We start from the raw sequence: 18,846 nt of genomic DNA, 5'->3' as shown, positions 1-18,846 counted from the left end.
GCTGTTATAACGTTCTCTAAAGATTCAATTTCAACTTAGTCTCGTTACCATGATTTTTAGTGTATTGCTACTTCAGGGCTAGACATTTTTATACAAATAAAAAGCCCTGCAAAATTGCAGAGCCTTTTCAATAAACAATTCTCAACCTTAAATCAAATAATTTATTGTTTTGGTAATACTACTGCATCAACAACGTGAATAACGCCGTTAGATTGGTTTACATCTGCAATTGTAACTTTAGCAGAATTACCATTTTCGTCAGTAATATATAATTTTTTTCCTTTCATCCAAGCAGTCAAAGTTCCACCGCTAACTGTTTTCAGCATTGCTTTTCCCTTTCCCATTTTGATTGCTTTAGCAATAGCTGAAGCATTCATTTTCCCTGCAACAACGTGATAGGTAAGTATAGTTTGCAACATTTTTTTATTTTCAGGTTTCAATAGAGTTTCTACCGTTCCTTTTGGTAACTTATTAAACGCTGCGTTTGTTGGGGCAAAAACAGTGAATGGCCCTTTACTTTGCAAAGTTTCTACTAAACCTGCTGCTTTTACTGCAGCAACTAATGTAGTATGGTCTTTTGAATTTACAGCGTTTTCAACAATATTTTTAGTTGGGTACATAGCAGCTCCACCAACCATAACACTTTTTTGAGCGAAAGAAGTTGCTCCAAATACTAATGCAAATAATGCAATCGATAAAAATTTTCTAGTTTTCATAAAATCTATTATTAAAGTTATATAAAAGCATTTACGCTGTTAGTTTCCTTTTGGTTTTAAAAAAAATAATATTTTTAGTAAACGACTGATTTACAACTAAATAAAAATGTTAAAATTACTTCTCACAAATCCATTCTTTTATAGTAATCTATTATCTACTTAGTCAATATATCCCTATTTTTATATTTTAAATTTAAATACAAAATGGATCAAAATTCGAAAGAGAAAACCAAAGCAGACAATGGTTCGCATCATATAATTCAAAGCCTCATTGTTAATGTGGTGATTGTAATTTCTAAAGGATTTGCCGCATTCATGACCGGTTCCGGTGCTATGCTGGCTGAAACTATCCACTCCTCTGCTGATTGCGCTAATCAGGTCTTATTGTTATTTGGCGTCAAACAATCCAGCAGACGAGCGGATGAAAAACATCCTTTTGGTTACGGAATGTCTGTCTACTTTTGGTCTTTTATGGTGGCTATGCTCCTATTTTCTATTGGAGGAATGTTTTCTATATATGAAGGTGTTCATAAATACAATAACCCTGAACCTGTTCACGAAATCGCATGGGGAATTGGAGTTTTATTATTTGCTATTGCTTTAGAAGGTTATGCTACGTACTCAAATGTTGTAGAACTCAACAAGAGAAAAGGACAAAACAGTTTTTTCAGTTATTTACGAACTACGAAAGATAGCGATTTGATCGTTATTTTTGGAGAAAATTCTGCGGCTGTTCTCGGATTAGTTATTGCAATAATTGCTTTGCTAGTTTCGTATTTTACCGGAGATAGCCGGTATGATGCAATGGGTTCTTTGGCCATTGGAGTCGTACTGATTTTAGTTGCCATTTTTCTTGCTATTGAAGTAAAATCACTACTAATAGGTGAAAGTGCAGATTCAATTATAGTAGAAACTATTGAAGCCATAATAGAAAAAGAACCAAATATTACTCAAGTTATAAATTGCAGAACCATTCAACAAGGTCCTGGAGAAGTTTTAGTATGTGTAAAAATAAAATACAGTCCAGATCTCAACACTGAATCCATAAGCAAATTGATTAATCATTTTGAAAAAGAACTTAGAAGTGTAAGACCCGAAGTAAAGTGGCTTTATGTAGAACCTGATTTTCAGGAATGGAAAAACGAATAAAATAATAGTTAGAAATTATATAAATGAAAAAGGACCACTCTAGAGTATTCTGCCAAATAAGGAAGACTGTACAAAGGAGTCATTGTAATTATAAAACTAAGTAAATGCAATTATAATAATTTAGTTGACATTTCGGATGAAATGGAAATTGAAAATATTCAAACATATGCTATTGTTAATGAGTTTACTCCTGATGAAGCAAAATAGTTCTTTTAAAACTTATGCCTTAGCCCTGATAGTAACGGCATCCTTTTTCTGGCTTCTTTAGCCAGGAAAAGATATAGTGAATAGCAGGAAATAGCTCCAAAAAAAAATCTTTAAACAAAAAAAGTCCCGCAAATTGCGGGACTTTCTATATTCAAAAAGTATCAAGAAATTATTTTTTCTCTGACTTTTCCATTTTAGCTTTCAATGCTGCTAATACATCATTGTTATCACCTAAAGTTGCAGCTGCTGCATTAGTAGATGTTGAAGCTGATGAAGTGTTTTCAGTAGCTGTTTTCACATTTTTCTCTTCTTCTTCACGGAAGATAGCAGTGTGAGATGCAACTACTCTTTTGAATTCTTTATTGAATTCAATTACTTTGAAATCAGCTGATTCACCTTTTTTCAATTTCTTACCATCTTCTTTTTCAAGGTGACGAGTAGGAATGAAAGCAACGATATCATCTCCAAATTCTACAGTAGCTCCTTTGTCAACGATTTCAGAAATTTCACCTGTGTGGATAGTTCCAACTGCGAAAGAATCTTCATATTGATCCCAAGGATTAGCAGTAGTTTGTTTGTGACCTAAAGATAATTTACGTCCTTCAACATCTAATTCTAATACTACTACATCAAGTTTTTCACCAACATTTACAAATTCAGATGGGTGTTTGATTTTCTTAGTCCAAGATAAGTCAGAGATGTAAATTAATCCATCAATTCCTTCTTCTAATTCTACGAAAATTCCAAAGTTTGTAAAGTTTCTAACGATACCTGTATGTTTAGAACCTACTGGGTATTTAGAAGTGATATCAGTCCAAGGATCTTGAGACAATTGTTTGATACCTAATGACATTTTACGGTCATCTCTGTCTAATGTTAAGATAACTGCTTCAACAACATCACCTACTTTTACGAAATCTTGAGCAGAACGTAAATGAGTAGACCAAGACATTTCAGAAACGTGGATTAAACCTTCAACACCTTCAGCAACTTCGATGAAAGCACCGTAATCAGCGATTACAACTACTTTACCTTTTACTTTGTCTCCAATTGCTAATTTAGCATCTAGAGCATCCCAAGGGTGAGCGTTTAATTGTTTCAATCCTAATTGTATTCTTGTTTTTTCGTCATCGAAATCAAGGATTACAACGTTTAATTTTTGATCTAATTCAAGAACTTCAGATGGGTGGTTGATTCTTGACCAAGAAAGGTCAGTAATGTGAATCAATCCATCAACTCCACCTAAGTCAATAAAGACACCATAAGAAGTAATGTTTTTAACAACACCTTCTAATACTTGTCCTTTTTGCAATTGACCGATGATTTCTTTTTTCTGGATTTCGATATCCGCTTCAATAAGCGCTTTATGAGAAACAACAACATTTTTGAATTCGTGGTTAATTTTTACCACTTTGAATTCCATCATTTTGTTTACATATACATCGTAGTCTCTAATTGGTTTAACATCAATTTGAGATCCTGGTAAGAAAGCTTCAATTCCGAAAACATCAACGATCATACCACCTTTAGTTCTGCATTTTACAAAACCATTAACAATTTCTCCTGTTTCGTTAGCCGAAATAACTCTATCCCATGATTTGATAGTACGTGCTTTTCTGTGAGATAACACTAATTGACCAGTTTTGTCCTCACGGATGTCAATTAATACTTCAACAGTATCACCTACTTTTAATGCTGGGTTGTAACGGAATTCGTTCAATGAAATAACACCTTCCGATTTTGCGTTGATATCAACGATAACGTCTCTATCTGTAATTCTTACAACTGTACCATCAACCACTTCTTCTTGATCTGTAGCGATAAATGTTTTTGAAACTAGTTCTTCGAATTCTAATAAGTTTTTCTCATCAACAGCATCAATACCTTCTTCGAAATTGTGCCAGTTAAAATTTGCTAAAAACTCTTCTTGTGATTTTACTTGTTCAGACATGCTGATTAAAAATTTGTATTCTGTATTCTCTCGAGTTTCTTAATGTGCTAGAAAACAACAGAAGTTGTTTGTATAATTAGTTGAACCCTAAAGGAAACTCTTATTCACCAAAAGGACTGCAAAAGTAACACATTTATCTTAAACTGCAAAATATTTACGTGCAGATAATAAACAACAAGCCAAAAGATAATTAACTGATAATCAGCATTCCTTCTTTTAACTATTCGAAGCGAATTATTGGGGCATTTTTGGAGCCAAAATTCCCGCTCTCGCCTTTATCTCTTCGTCCCGTCCCGAAGCTTCGGGATCGGGACTACGAGGATATCGGCTCTATCGGGGCTAGCTAGGTTTCATAGTGATTTTTCAGCATAAAAAAACCCGATAACTCTTAAAGCTATCGGGTTAAATTTATAAGAAAAAGATATTTTAATGCTTAATTTCTCCTAAAACTTTTGGTCCAAATTTATCTTTAAAAACAAAAGGAAAAATTATGGCAAGAACTAAAGCATACGCTGCAAAAGTGATCCAGATATGAAACCAGTCTTTACTTCCATCAGCCATAGTAAAGTATTTTTGAATAATATAACCACTCGCAAAACTTCCAATCAAGGCGCCAAAACCGTTCACCATCATCATAAACATACCTTGAGCACTCCCTCTGATTTTTGAATCCGTTTGTGTTTCCACAAATAAAGAACCTGATATATTAAAAAAGTCAAATGCCATTCCGTAAACAATACAAGACATAATAATCATCCAAAGACCATCTGATGGATTCCCAAAAGCAAACAATCCAAAACGCAATACCCAAGCCAACATACTAAAAAGCATCACATATTTAATACCAAATTTTCTAAGAAAAAATGGAATTGCCAATATAAATAAGGTCTCTGAAACCTGAGAAATTGACATGATTATTGCAGGATATTTAACAGCAATTGTATCTTTATAAGCATCAATAGTACCAAAATCATGAATGTAGGTATCTCCATATGCATTAGTCAATTGCAAAGCAGCTCCTAACAACATAGAGAAGATAAAGAAAATCGCAAACTTCTGTTGTTTAAACAATTCAAAAGCATTCAATCCCAAAGCTTGTGTAAAAGAAGCACCTTTTTCTCCTTTACACATTGGAGGACATTTAGGAAGTGTAAATGCATAAATTCCTAATACTATGGAAACGATTCCTGCAATGTAAAACTGATTTGCCGAAGTTTCATTATGTGTCAAACTAACTACCCAAAGTGCAACAATAAAACCTATGGTTCCCCATATTCTAATAGGTGGATAAACTTTTACCACATCCATATCTTTTGCAATTAAAGCATTGTAAGCAACAGTAATCGACAGGGAAATTGTTGGCATATAGAAAAACATATTCACTAACATAACCCAGAAAAAAGTGGTCGGGTTATCTACCTGCGGCAAATAAAACAACGCTATTGCACCAAAAAAATGTAGCAAACCATATAATTTTTCAGCATTTATAAATCGGTCCGAAATAATTCCTGTCAACGCGGGCATAAAAACCGAAGAAATTCCCATTGTCGAAAATATAATTCCAAACTCAGTTCCAGACCAATGTTTGTTATTAAACCAATACGCACCAATAGTAAGCAACCACGATCCCCAAATAAAAAACTGAAGAAAGTTCATTAAAACCAATCTATTTTTAATTCCCATAAGATGAGTTGTATTTTTATTTTTAAAAATTAACAGGACGTAAATCTAGTATTAAAAAAGAGATTTCCAAAAAATTATAACGTTTTAGTATTATCATTTACTAAATCTAAAACAACTTGAAATTGTTCTTCGCGGTTTAGATAAGAATTATCAATTTCTATGGCATCATGCGCTTTTACTAGCGGAGAGTCAACTCTATGAGTATCAATATAATCACGCTCTTCTACATTTTTTAAAACTGCTTCGTAACTCACATCATCTCCTTTTTGCTGCAATTCATCAAAACGTCGTTGTGCTCTTGTAGTTGCGCTTGCTGTCATAAAGATTTTTAGTTCAGCGTCTGGAAAAACAACAGTCCCGATATCCCTGCCGTCCATAACGATACCTTTATCTTTACCCATTTCCTTTTGTTGCTCCACTAATTTGGCACGAACTTCAGAAACTTCAGCTACTTTGCTGACAAAACTAGAAACTTCTATTGTTCTAATCTCCGTTTCTACATTAACATCATTCAAATACATTTCAGCAAAACCCAAATCAAAATTGAATTTGAATTGTAATTTTATGAATGGTAAACTATTAATTAGTGATTCTTTGTCAAAAAAGTCAGCATTTATGTATCCGTTTTGCATTGCAAAAAAGGTTACTGCACGATACATCGCTCCGGTATCTACATAAACATATCCTAAATGATTCGCTAGTTGTTTCGCTAAAGTGCTTTTTCCAGTTGAAGAGAATCCATCGATTGCGATAGTAATTTTTTTATTCAAAATGATATTATTGTAAGTTAATAGTTAATCCAAACAAACTCGTATTTCCTGCTAGTGTATATCTGGAATACGAATAATTAAATTTTAATTTATTCATTTTTAGTCCGAAACCAACTGAAACTCCGGAGAAATTACGTTGCTCTTCAAGCCTTAATTCTTCTGCTCTTCGAAAATTATATCCCAAACGCAAATTAAATGCTTTTTTAGGAAAAAGCTCAACTCCCACAATTACATGGCGCAAAGCATTATTTATAACTGAAACTTTTTCTTCAGTTGAACTTCCATCGATTGAAGATTGCGCTCTTACAGGATTCGAAAAGGCAAGATTCCATTGTTGCAAATTTTCTAAATTAAGATGCCATCTTATAGGCACATTATCTAATTCCTGAGAAACACCCGCTATGATTTCTAATGGCAATTTTTCGGAGGTACCCGAATAAGTAGTAAATTGTGTCCCTATATTTCGGATTACCAAACCCCAATTCACATCATTTCTTTCGTCAATAAAAAGAGCACCTATATCAATCGCTCCTCCAAGGGAATTATAACTTTCTAAAGTCGAAGATATTAATTTTGCATTAGCACCTAAATGAATAGTGGTGTTTGGGATATTATAGGCGTAGCCAAGGGACAGCGAAATTTCACTTCCAGTAAATGAAGATGTAGGTTGGCCGTTTTCGTCATAACCCTCAAAATTCCCATAATTCACATAATTCACACCGGCCTGAAAAGTTTGTAAATGCCGATCATAAGTATAAGCGTAAGAAGCAGTCCCATAAGTAACTTCTTTATAGTAGCTTCCATAATTCAAAGCCAAATGATTGTCCATCTCTATATTCAATGTTGCGGGATTAAAATTAACCTGATTCACATCATCGTCATAAATGGTAATCGTTTTTCCTCCCAGTGCCGCTTGTCGTGGTGAGGTAACTAAATTTAAAAACTGATAAATATACTTCCCTCCTATCTGACTGTGAGACACAGTACAGACTAAAAATAAAGAGAATAATAAAAGTTTTTTGAGCATGCTTGAAGAGCTATTTCTGTAAAGTAAAACGCAAATGCGAAGATAAAATTATAAAATAAATATAATCCTGTTTTTAAGCGTAAGTTTTAGATTAAAACAGAATTAAAATAAAAATTCCAAGTTCAAAACTTAAAAAACTAAGTAATGATCTTGGAATTCAAATTATACAAAAATAGGATTTATAATACTTTTGCGTTTTTAACTTTCTGATCCGTCAAAGCAAATTTCAATACTTCATTCATTTCCTTAACATAATGAAAAGTAAGTCCTTCAAGATATTCCGGTTTTATTTCATCAATATCGCTTTTATTATCCTGACATAAAATAATTTCTTTGATGTTTGCTCTTTTGGCAGCTAATATCTTTTCTTTTATTCCACCTACAGGCAACACTTTTCCTCTCAATGTAATTTCTCCGGTCATAGCCATGTTTTTCTTCACTCTCTTTTGTGTAAAAAGAGAAACTAATGAAGTCAACATAGCAATTCCTGCACTTGGCCCATCTTTTGGAGTAGCTCCTTCCGGAACATGCAAATGAATATTGTATTTTGATAATATCTCTGAATTTAATCCTAGCAATTCGGTATTGGCTTTAATATATTCCAATGCAATAGTTGCCGATTCTTTCATCACTGTTCCTAAATTCCCAGTAATAGTCATTGCACCTTTTCCAGGAGAAAGTAACGATTCAATGAAAAGAATATCACCACCAACAGAAGTCCAAGCTAAACCTGTTACTACTCCAGCAACATCATTGTTTTCGTATTTGTCTCTTTCTAATCTGGCAACACCCAATGATTTAATTATATCCTGATCCGTAACCTTCTTGTTATATTCCTCTTCCATTGCAACTGATTTTGCTGCATTACGAATTACTTGAGCAATTTTAGCTTCTAGACCACGAACTCCAGATTCACGGGTATAACCTTCTACAATTTTTTCCAATTGTTTTTTTCCAATAGTCAAATCTTTAGAAGTCAAACCGTGTTCTTTCAATTGTCTTGGAAATAAATGCTGACGCGCTATTTCTACTTTTTCTTCAATAGTATAACCTGACATATTGATGATTTCCATCCTGTCTTTCAAAGCAGGTTGAATAGTAGCCATATTATTAGAAGTGGCAATAAACATGACTTTTGACAAATCATAACCCATTTCTAAGAAATTATCATAAAACGAATTGTTTTGTTCCGGATCTAATACTTCTAGTAAAGCAGAAGACGGATCTCCGTGACTGCCGTTTGACAATTTGTCAATTTCATCCAAAACAAAAACAGGATTTGATGTTCCCGCTTTTTTCAAACTTTGAATTATTCTACCCGGCATCGCACCAATATAGGTTTTTCTATGTCCGCGAATCTCTGCTTCATCACGTAAACCTCCCAATGAAATTCTGACATATTTTCTACCCAATGCTTCGGCAATTGATCTTCCTATCGAAGTTTTTCCAACTCCCGGAGGTCCTGTCAAACAAATAATTGGGGATTTCATATCATTTCGCAATTTCAAAACTGCCAAATGTTCTATCATTCTTTTCTTAACATCTTCTAACCCAAAATGATCTCTGTCAAGAATTTTTTGTGCTCGTTTTAAATCGAAATTATCTTTTGAAAACTCATTCCAAGGTAAATCTAAAAACAATTCCAAATAGTTCCTTTGGATGCCAAAATCAGGTGCCTGCGGATTCATCTTACGCATTTTAGCCAATTCCTTATCGAAATGCTTTTTTGTTTTTTCGTCCCATTTTTTTGACTTCGCTTTCAAACTCATCTCATCCATTTCCTCTTCCTGTGAAACACCACCCAATTCTTCTTGAATGGTTTTCATTTGTTGGTGAAGGAAATATTCACGTTGTTGTTGGTCTAAATCAAAACGAACTTTAGATTGAATATCGTTTTTTAATTCGAGTTTTTGCAACTCGATATTCATATAACGCAATGTTTCTAATGCTCTTTCTTTCAATTCATTAATCGCCAGTAAATCTTGTTTTTCTTTAACTGACAAATTCATATTTGAAGTAACAAAATTGATCAAAAACGATTGGCTTTCAATATTTTTTATTGCAAAAGTAGCTTCTGTTGGAATGTTTGGGCTTTCTTTAATTATTTGAATTGCTAATTCTTTAACTGAATCCAGAATTGCAATAAACTCAGTGTCGTGTTTAGCAGGCCTTTTTTCAGCAACGTCTTTAATATTAGCTGTAATATATGGAGTTTCTGAAAGTACGCTATCAATTTCAAAACGCTTTTTCCCTTGAAGAATAACCGTTACGTTTCCGTCAGGCATTTTTAAAACGCGCAGAATTTTAGCTACAGTTCCAATTTTATGGATGTCATCAGTTGTAGGATCTTCATCCTGCTCATTTTTTTGAGCTACAACACCTATGATTCTGCCAGCCGCATTAGCGTCATTAATTAATTTTATGGATTTATCTCGTCCAGCGGTAATAGGAATCACAACACCAGGAAACAAAACCATGTTACGCAACGGCAAAATAGCCAACGATTCAGGCAATGCCTCATTATTCATCTCCTCCTCATCTTCAGGAGTTAATAATGGTATTAAATCTGCTTCAGTATCAAATTCTTGAAGTGACAGATTGTCAATAGTAAGTATTTTATGATTTGACATATATTTATTTAAGTCTTTTTGTCATTAAAAATTTTCATTTGTCAAGCAAATATAAGATATCGTAGCATTAATTTAAATAAAATCGTTGTACGACACTAATAATTTACGCAACCCTAAAAGAGACAATCATTATGCCAAAAGATTACTAAAATCCCTATGATTGATACAAATTAAATTAACCAAATTCAATAATTAATTTTCAAATAAAAAAATAATTCTTAGATATGCTAACGAAAAAAAATGAGTTTAATTTTATAAAAGTGTAAAGAAATAAATACAAGCTTCATCCTACAAAATAGTTTAATCCATTTGTGTATAGCTAATCATACATCAAAAAATTAATTCGTTTTGAAAGTAATAACCTATCTTTAACTTCCAGTTATGGAAATCATCATAAAAATTTAATAATCATAAAACTTTATTCCATGAAAAATTCAATCTGCTTATTTGTAACCAGCACCCTTTTATTAACTACAATTGCCAACGCTCAATGGTCGTCTAATCAACAAATAAAGGGAAATGGTAAAATTACGTCTGAAAAAAGAACGACGGTATCTTATGATGAAATTATGATTTCAGGTTTTTTTGATGTTGATCTAGTCGATGGAAAAGAAGGTGCTATTACAATTAAAGGAGAAGGGAATTTATTGCCATTTATTAAAGTTCAAGTTGAAAACAACGTTTTAAAAATATATGCCGATAAAAATAAATATATCAGCACAAGTATGGGCAAAAATATTATTGTCACGGTCCCTTTTGAAAACATTAATCAAGTTTCACTTTCAGGTTCAGGAGATTTAAAAACTAGAAAAACAATTAAATCCAAATCATTTATAGCCAAATTAGTAGGCTCCGGAGATTTGACTTTAGATGTTGAAGCTAATAATTTTGAGATAAACTTAAGTGGTTCAGGAGACGTAGTTTTAAAAGGGAAAGCAGATAATTACAAAAGCACATTGAATGGATCCGGAGATATTGATGCTTCAAATTTAAAAGCTAAAAATGCAAGCGTTATCATATCCGGATCAGGCGACAGTAAAGTATTTTGCAGCGAAAGTCTTCATGCCAGAGTTTCGGGTTCAGGTGATATTGAATATGCCGGTAATCCAAAACAAAAAGACACAAAAGTGAATGGCTCAGGAGAAATATCTAAATCTTAGCTTTTCATTTTAAATTATCACAATAAAACTGATTTATTAATTTAGAACAGCTTTTTTAGGAACTCTTTTTAAAAGGATAATACCAATAATGAAAAATACGCCAAGGAAAACAATAGCAAATCTTGGGCTACCGGTGATTTGGTCAATAATTCCATACACCATCATTCCTATCACGATTCCTATTTTTTCAGCTACATCATAAAAACTGAAGAATGAAGCCGTATCTTCCGTTTCAGGTAATAATTTAGAATAAGTTGAGCGTGATAATGCTTGAATACCTCCCATTACAAGTCCAGCCACCCCGGCCATGGCATAAAAATGTATGGGTAAAGTAATAAAAAATGCAAGTGCGCAAAATACTGCCCAAATACAGTTAATAACAATCAATGTTGGAATATTTCCGAATTTTTCAGAAGCTCTTGAGGTTAAAACAGCACCAAGTACAGCGACTAGTTGTATTATCAAAATACAAATAATTAAACCCGTAGTACTTTCTGCTTTCGATGACCATGTAATTTCTTGAGCTCCAAAATAAGTTGCAACAAGCATTACAGTTTGTACGGCCATACTGTAAACAAAGAAACTTCCTAAATAACGTTTTAAAGGAATGTTTTGCTTCAATAAACCCCAAACTTTTTTTAATTCTTTGAAACCATTAAAAATAACCGCATGTGTCACGGTAGGTTCTGAATTTTTATTTCCTTTAGGCAAAAAATAATAAGAATATTGACTGAAAACAATCCACCAAACTCCCACCATCACAAACGAATATCTCATGGCTTTCATGGCTGCCTCACCTTCTGTTCCTGTTATTCCGAAAAATTGCGGTTTCATGATCATCGCTAAATTGATAACTAATAAAATTACACTTCCTATGTAACCTAAAGAATAGCCTTTTGCACTAATTTTATCTTGCTGTTCAACAAAAGCAATATCAGGTAAATAGGAATTGTAAAATACCAAACTTCCCCAATAACCAATAAGTCCAAGAAAATAAAATGCTAATCCCATGTATATATTTTCGAGATTGAACCAATATAATCCCATACATGATAATGCCCCCATGTAGCAAAAGAATTTCATAAATGATTTCTTATTTCCCACATAATCCGCAATTCCAGATAGCAGAGGTGAAATAAAAGCTACTAACAAAAAGGCTGCGGCAGTAACAAAACTTATTAAAGCTGAATTTTTGAGATGTAACCCAAAAATATCAATATAATGGTCACGCTCTGCAAATAAAGCTTCATAAAAAATTGGAAAAACTGAAGATGCAATTGTAAGTGTATAAACTGAATTTGCCCAATCATAAAAAGCCCAAGCATTTAGTAATTTTTTACTCCCTTTTTGTAAATCTGCCATATTTCATTTTTTTTATGCTACGAATTTATTTATTTTTTGTTTAGAAATATGAAAATTAGTACTAAATCGTACATTAATAAATCATTAAGCAGTTCCGGTGTTCTACTTGTTTTAAATGAACACAAAAAAAAGCTATTCTGAAAAAGAATAGCTTCTGAATAAAATTAGATGTACTAATTAATATGATTATTATCTGTAAATAATTCCAACTTTTGCAGCTGTTGCTTTAGCTTCAGGAATTAATGCTTTCAAATTCGCAATTCGGGTAGCATCAGACGGGTGAGTACTTAAGAATTCTGGTGGCGCCTGACCATTCGATTTTGCTGACATTCTTTGCCAAAAGACAATAGCCTCGTCTGGGTTATATCCTGCAATTGCCATAAGTGTAAGTCCTATTTTATCAGCTTCACTTTCATGACTTCTGCTAAATGGAAGCATTACGCCAACTTGAGAACCCAATCCGTAATATTGTTGCCACATTTGCTGTCTCTCTGCGCTTTGGCTTCCTGTTGCGACTGCAACTCCAACTGCTCCTAATTGTTGCAGTTGACCAGCACTCATTCTTTGTGCTCCATGATTTGCTAATGCATGTGAAACTTCATGTCCCATTACAGTTGCCAGTCCAGTATCATTTTGCGTTATTGGTAAAATACCCGAATAAACAACAATCTTTCCTCCTGGCATACACCAAGCATTTACTTCTTTATTGTCAATTAATTTGTATTCCCAACGATAGTCGTTCAAATATTGTGTTTGTCCTAAATAGGTCAAATATTTTTCGGCTGCTGCTTTAATCCTCATTCCTACAGTTTCAACTCTTTTTGCATCGGCTGTTCCTGTAATTACTTTGTTTTCTTTCAAGAAAGTACCATATTGTTGAAATGATGATGGAAACAACTCACTGTTTGAAACAAAATTTAGACTTTTCTTTCCTGTAAGAGGATTTGTAGCACAAGAATAAACTAGTCCAAGCGCACAGACTCCTAATAATAAGTGTTTTTTCATAATTTTTAAGTTTAATTGATATACAAATTTACGAATGGTAATCATCTTTTCACTTATATAATTAAATTCAAAAGTTTCAACTTTTTTGTTTATTCTCCAATAATATGTAACTCCGTAAATTCTTTATCTACTATTAAATAATTATCATCTTCAAATGATTGATGATCAAATGAAATTTTGACATTATCAACCTCGATGGCATTTATTTTGAAAGGCAACCCAATTAAATTTATTTTATACTTAGAATATGGAGTATCATACTTTCCTTCTTTATGCAATTGAATGATTAATTCTTTCTCTTTTCCAGTCGTTTGAAATGATAAAAAACTATATCTCCCTTTTTTATAATCATATCCATCTTGAGCATCCTCATATACAACGGATTTTTCTTTGCCTTCTTTATAGTAAATTTCCAATGTCAACTCGTCAAATTCCAGCTCCCCAACGTACTGCTGTACAGGATATTTAGGAATAACCGAACCCGCTTTTACAAAAAGTGGTATTTGGTCGAATTTAGTATCTACCCAAACTTCTTTCCCTCCTTTTACTTCTTCGTTTGTCCAATAATTATACCACTGTCCACGAGGAATATACATTCTTCTTCCTAAAGCGTTTGGCTCTAAAATAGGGCAAACTAAAATTTGGTTTCCAAAAACAAACTCGTCATTTCTATAATGTGTTTGTATATCCTCTTGATCATAATACACCAAAGGTTTCAACATAGGAATTCCTTCTTCAATATATTGCCAAAACATCGTATAGAGGTATGGTAATAATTGGTAACGTAAGTTGACAAACTTCCTTGTAATATCAATAACTTCCTCGTCAAATGCCCAAGGTTCCTGGTTACCATGATCTCCAGAAGAGTGTGTTCTGCAAAAAGGATGAAAAACACCTAACTGAATCCAACGTGCATATAATTCACCTGAAGGTTGTTCCGCAAATCCACCAATATCAGAACCTGTGAACCCCATTCCAGAAATAGACATTCGTTGTACTTGGATATTAGCTATCCATAAGTGTTCCCATGTGGCTACATTATCTCCTGTCCAAGAGGACGTATATCGTTGCGCGCCGGAATAAGCAGATCTTGTTATGATAAAAGGCCTTTTTGGGTAAGCAAATCTCTTTACCCCATGATATGTGGCTCTTGCCATTTGTGTTCCATAAATATTATGGGCTTTTCTATGGCTGCAAGGATTTCCATCATAATCATGACGAACATCCATTGGAAATGTTTTGTTGGGAACCTCCATAACGGCGGGCTCGTTCATATCATTCCACACTCCTTTTACACCAATATCCGAAATTAATTCTTTAAATAACCCTGCCCACCACTCTCTAACTGCTGGGTTTGTATAATCCGGAAAGTTACATTCCCCTGGCCACACTTTTCCTTTCATATAAGGACCATCTGCTCTTTTGCAGAAATAATCTTTTTCTAAAGCTTCTTTGTAAACGGAGTATTCCTTGTCAATTTTTATTCCCGGATCAATGATTACGACGGTTTTGAAACCATCTTCCATAAGCTCACTCACCATTCTTTTTGGATCAGGAAAATATTCTTTATTCCAAGTGAAACAACGAAAACCTTCCATATAATCGATATCCAAATAAATTGCATCACAAGGAATTTTTAATTCTCGGAATTTGGCTGTTACTTCTTTTACATTACTTTCAGGATAATAACTCCATTTACACTGGTGATATCCCAGTGCCCATAGTGGTGGCAATTCCGGTTTACCTGTTAAATCGGTATAAGTCGTTACAACATCCTGCATTTGTGGTCCGTAAATGAAATAATAATTCATTTCTCCACCTTCAGCCCAATAACTGGTAACATTTCTTCTTTCGTGACAAAAATCAAAATAAGTACGAAAAGTATTATCGAAGAAAATTCCGTAAGATTGTTTATTCTGTAATCCAATGTAAAAAGGAACAACTTTGTATAATGGTTCCTGATCCTTTTGAAAAGCATATTGATCCGTAGCAAAATTCTCTAGTCTTTTTCCTTTCAAATTCAGTTGAGTCGCTTTGTCTCCAAGTCCGTAAAAGCATTCACCATCTTTGGAAGCCTTACTCATTTTGACAATATTACCGCCATATTCATAGCTCTCTTCCCAATGAAAACCCAATTCATCTTCTAATATGACATTTTCATTCAAATCAAAAATAGATAATCTCATATCTGCTTTTTGAATTCGGCATTGCACTTTACTGGTTTTTATCTGATAATAATCCGCTACTTCAGAAACTTCAAGAAAGTTATATCCATGAGAATGACTTTTATCAATAGCATAGGAAAAATCATTACTGAAATATCCTTTTGTCGTAAATCTAAAACGGATTAAACTATCTCTTAGAACAGTTACTTTTAGTATAACACTATTATCGGTATGAAAACATATTGAATCTACTTCATGCTCAAAAGAGACTATTTTTGTAGGATATAAATCCCCTTTATATTCTAATTCTGTGTTTGTAATCATTTTTTATCGGAATTAATTATAGTAGGTTTTTGGTGTTCGAAATTACAAAAAATACTTCGTAAGCACGTGTATATGTGGTGTTTATTAACGAAAACGTTGTAGTTGCTTAACAATGAGACTAAGAGATGAAGAGGGGGTTCGTTTTGTTTTTTGACATGGAATTTTATAGATTTAAAGGGTTGAGATTTAGACTTAATTTTATTTAAGATAACTGACTGTAATGCTCGTTTAGAAATACAAATTTGCCTTCTGACATTATATTTTTAACATTAAAGTTTACAAGAATTCCTTTTGGTGCCTTTGCGATTTTCATTTGGCTAATTAGTTTTGTTTTAAAATATGGAATTACCTCTTGAACTGCTTTTAGTTCTAGCATAATAAAATTTTCTACAAACAAATCACATCTAAAATCAGTTGTTAAATTTAAATCTTTGTAGTTAAATTCAAATGAAGCTTCAGAAGTGAAATTAATATTTCTTAGTTTTAATTCGTGGGCCAAACATTTATGATAAATACTTTCAATCAAACCAGGACCAAGATTTTTGTGAACTTCAATTATTGAAGCAAAAATTTCATAGCTCAAATTATCTACAAAATCTTTTGTAACCATAGGAATCGTTTTGTATTCGATTCTTAACAATGAGTTTTAGAGATTACGAGCTAATTTTATTTAATTAGTTCAGAATTTATTGAATTAGTTTTTTATATAAAAACCTATTTGTTTTGACTGTCTCATAATCTGTAACTCTCTTTGTTAAAAAATCAATTTGTATTTGTTTAAAACAAATTATCCAATTTTAAATACAGTAATACTCAACGGTGGCAAAAGCAATTCAGTAGAATAATCTCTTCCATCATAAGGCATTGCTTCAATTAATAGTTTTTTAGGATTTAACACTCCACTTCCACCATAAATTGTGGCGTCACTATTAAAAATCTCAGTTAGTTTTCCTTTTCTTTGCAAACCAATACGGTAATTTGGACGAACCACTTGAGTAAAATTACAAACAACAATTACATCTTCTTTTTGTTTATTTCCTTTTCTAATAAATGACATCACAGCATTTTGATGATCGGAGTAATTAATCCATTCAAATCCTTCAGGACTAAATTGTTTTTCATGTAAAGCAGGCTCTGTTTTATACAATTTATTTAGGTCAGTAATCAATTTTTTCACCCCTTCATGAAACGGATATTGCAATAAATGCCAATCTAAACTTCCTTCAAAATTCCATTCGCTACTTTGACCAAATTCACTTCCCATGAACAATAATTTAGTTCCGGGATGCATAAACATGTAGCCGTATAATAATCTTAGATTTGCGAATTTTTGCCATTCGTCTCCAGGCATTCGTCCTGCGATCGATTTTTTGCCATATACCACTTCGTCATGCGAAAGTGGCAACATAAAATTTTCTGAAAAGGTATAGGTCATCGAAAAAGTCAGATCATTTTGATGGTATTTTCTATAAACAGTATCCTTTTGAAAATATTCTAAAGTATCGTGCATCCAACCCATCATCCATTTCATTCCAAAGCCTAATCCACCAATGGATGTTGGTCTCGAAACCATAGGAAAAGAAGTGCTTTCTTCGGCAATAGTTTGAACTCCTTCAAAATTTGAATAAACAGCTTCATTGAATTCTTTCAAGAAACTTATGGTATCAAGATTTTCTCTTCCTCCATAAATATTTGGCTCCCATTCTCCTTCATTTCTGGAATAATCTAGATACAACATCGAAGCGACAGCATCAACTCGCAAAGCATCCGCATGGTAATGTTGCAACCAAAACAAGGCATTACTTATCAAAAAAGATCGAACTTCATTTCTTCCATAATTAAAAACTAAACTTTTCCAATCTGGATGATAGCCTTTTCTCCGATCCGGATGTTCAAATAAGTTTGAACCATCAAAAAATCCTAAACCATGCGCGTCATCAGGAAAATGAGAAGGAACCCAGTCCAAGATTACTCCAATTCCAGCTTCGTGTAATTTATCAACCAAATGCATAAATTCCTGTGGATTCCCAAAACGGGAAGTTGGTGCAAAATAACCAACTAATTGATATCCCCAAGACGGATCATAAGGATATTCCATTATGGGCATGAACTCCACATGAGTAAATCCAGTTTCTTTTATATAGTTTACCAAATCCTCCGCAAATTCCAGATAAGTTAGAAAACGATTACCATCAGCATGGCGTTTCCATGAACCTAAATGGACTTCATAAACAGAATAAGGCTTGTCTAAACCATTGTGGTTTTGACGCGTTTCCATCCAGTTTTTATCTTTCCATTTATAATCTAAATCCCAAACAACTGAGGCAGTATGCGGTGGTTTTTCGCAATAAAAAGCAAAAGGATCGGCTTTTTCGGTGATAATACCTCCATTGTTAGATTGTATCTTATATTTATATGTTGCACCTTTTTCTATATTGGGTATAAATCCCTCCCAAATTCCTGAAGAATCCCAACGCACTTCTAACAGATGTTCGCCTTGTTTCCAAAAATTAAAGTCCCCAACTACAGAAACCGAATGAGCCGTGGGCGCCCAAACTGCAAAATACACACCTTTGATTCCATCAACCTCAATAAGATGTGCACCTAGTTTTTCGTAAAGTCGGAAATGTTTCCCAGCTTTAAATAAATCGATATCAAAATCTGTAAAAAGGGAATGCGAGATAACTTTACTCATAT

13 protein-coding genes are annotated in these 18,846 nt (G+C 33.3%); 2 read left to right on the top strand and 11 right to left on the bottom strand.

Annotated features, from left to right (window positions below; genetic code table 11):
• Positions 1 to 161 precede the first annotated feature (161 nt).
• Positions 162 to 716, bottom strand: coding sequence for a fasciclin domain-containing protein (locus tag BUC23_RS08650; protein ID WP_073208524.1), 555 nt, complete (start codon positions 714 to 716; stop codon positions 162 to 164).
• 204 nt (positions 717 to 920) lie between these two features.
• Between BUC23_RS08650 and BUC23_RS08645 the strand changes: the two genes are divergently transcribed.
• Positions 921 to 1,865, top strand: a complete 945-nt coding sequence (locus BUC23_RS08645; protein ID WP_073208521.1) for a cation diffusion facilitator family transporter — start codon at positions 921 to 923, stop codon at positions 1,863 to 1,865.
• Between the two features lie 376 nt (positions 1,866 to 2,241).
• On the opposite strand, the gene rpsA is transcribed toward BUC23_RS08645, so the two are convergent.
• From rpsA to lon, 5 genes are all read right to left on the bottom strand, one after another.
• The gene (rpsA, locus tag BUC23_RS08640; RefSeq protein WP_073208518.1) at positions 2,242 to 4,023 is read right to left on the bottom strand and encodes a 30S ribosomal protein S1; all 1,782 of its coding nucleotides are present in this window, start codon (positions 4,021 to 4,023) and stop codon (positions 2,242 to 2,244) included.
• A gap of 426 nt (positions 4,024 to 4,449) precedes the next feature.
• On the bottom strand, positions 4,450 to 5,706 hold the full coding sequence (locus BUC23_RS08635; RefSeq protein WP_073208515.1) for a nucleoside permease: 1,257 nt from the start codon (positions 5,704 to 5,706) through the stop codon (positions 4,450 to 4,452).
• Between the two features lie 74 nt (positions 5,707 to 5,780).
• Complete coding sequence (gene cmk, locus BUC23_RS08630; protein ID WP_073208511.1) at positions 5,781 to 6,476, bottom strand: (d)CMP kinase; 696 nt, start codon at positions 6,474 to 6,476, stop codon at positions 5,781 to 5,783.
• Positions 6,477 to 6,483: 7 nt separating this feature from the next.
• Positions 6,484 to 7,503, bottom strand: a complete 1,020-nt coding sequence (porQ, locus tag BUC23_RS08625; protein WP_073208508.1) for a type IX secretion system protein PorQ — start codon at positions 7,501 to 7,503, stop codon at positions 6,484 to 6,486.
• A 179-nt stretch (positions 7,504 to 7,682) separates the two neighbouring features.
• Complete coding sequence (gene lon, locus BUC23_RS08620; RefSeq protein WP_073208506.1) at positions 7,683 to 10,133, bottom strand: endopeptidase La; 2,451 nt, start codon at positions 10,131 to 10,133, stop codon at positions 7,683 to 7,685.
• 425 nt (positions 10,134 to 10,558) lie between these two features.
• Between lon and BUC23_RS08615 the strand changes: the two genes are divergently transcribed.
• The gene (locus tag BUC23_RS08615; RefSeq protein ID WP_073208504.1) at positions 10,559 to 11,293 is read left to right on the top strand and encodes a head GIN domain-containing protein; all 735 of its coding nucleotides are present in this window, start codon (positions 10,559 to 10,561) and stop codon (positions 11,291 to 11,293) included.
• Between the two features lie 36 nt (positions 11,294 to 11,329).
• Here BUC23_RS08615 and BUC23_RS08610 read toward each other — a convergent pair whose 3' ends face one another.
• The 5 genes from BUC23_RS08610 to glgB form a co-directional block, all read right to left on the bottom strand.
• Entirely contained in the window at positions 11,330 to 12,655 is a 1,326-nt protein-coding gene (locus BUC23_RS08610) for an MFS transporter (RefSeq protein ID WP_073208502.1), read from the bottom strand.
• Between the two features lie 189 nt (positions 12,656 to 12,844).
• Positions 12,845 to 13,660, bottom strand: coding sequence for a M48 family metallopeptidase (locus BUC23_RS08605; RefSeq protein ID WP_073208881.1), 816 nt, complete (start codon positions 13,658 to 13,660; stop codon positions 12,845 to 12,847).
• Positions 13,661 to 13,749: 89 nt separating this feature from the next.
• Positions 13,750 to 16,149 (bottom strand): glycoside hydrolase family 31 protein, encoded by a 2,400-nt coding sequence (locus BUC23_RS08600; protein WP_073208500.1) that lies wholly within the window; start codon positions 16,147 to 16,149, stop codon positions 13,750 to 13,752.
• A 202-nt stretch (positions 16,150 to 16,351) separates the two neighbouring features.
• The gene (locus tag BUC23_RS08595; protein WP_073208498.1) at positions 16,352 to 16,759 is read right to left on the bottom strand and encodes a GxxExxY protein; all 408 of its coding nucleotides are present in this window, start codon (positions 16,757 to 16,759) and stop codon (positions 16,352 to 16,354) included.
• Positions 16,760 to 16,936: 177 nt separating this feature from the next.
• The gene (glgB, locus tag BUC23_RS08590; RefSeq protein ID WP_073208496.1) at positions 16,937 to 18,844 is read right to left on the bottom strand and encodes a 1,4-alpha-glucan branching protein GlgB; all 1,908 of its coding nucleotides are present in this window, start codon (positions 18,842 to 18,844) and stop codon (positions 16,937 to 16,939) included.
• Positions 18,845 to 18,846 lie beyond the last annotated feature (2 nt).

Origin of the sequence: Flavobacterium xinjiangense (assembly GCF_900142885.1) — a bacterium.
In the GTDB taxonomy this organism is placed as follows: domain Bacteria; phylum Bacteroidota; class Bacteroidia; order Flavobacteriales; family Flavobacteriaceae; genus Flavobacterium; species Flavobacterium xinjiangense.
The sequence above is the reverse complement of the archived record's forward strand: the minus strand, read 5'-3'. Positions and strand labels throughout refer to the sequence as shown.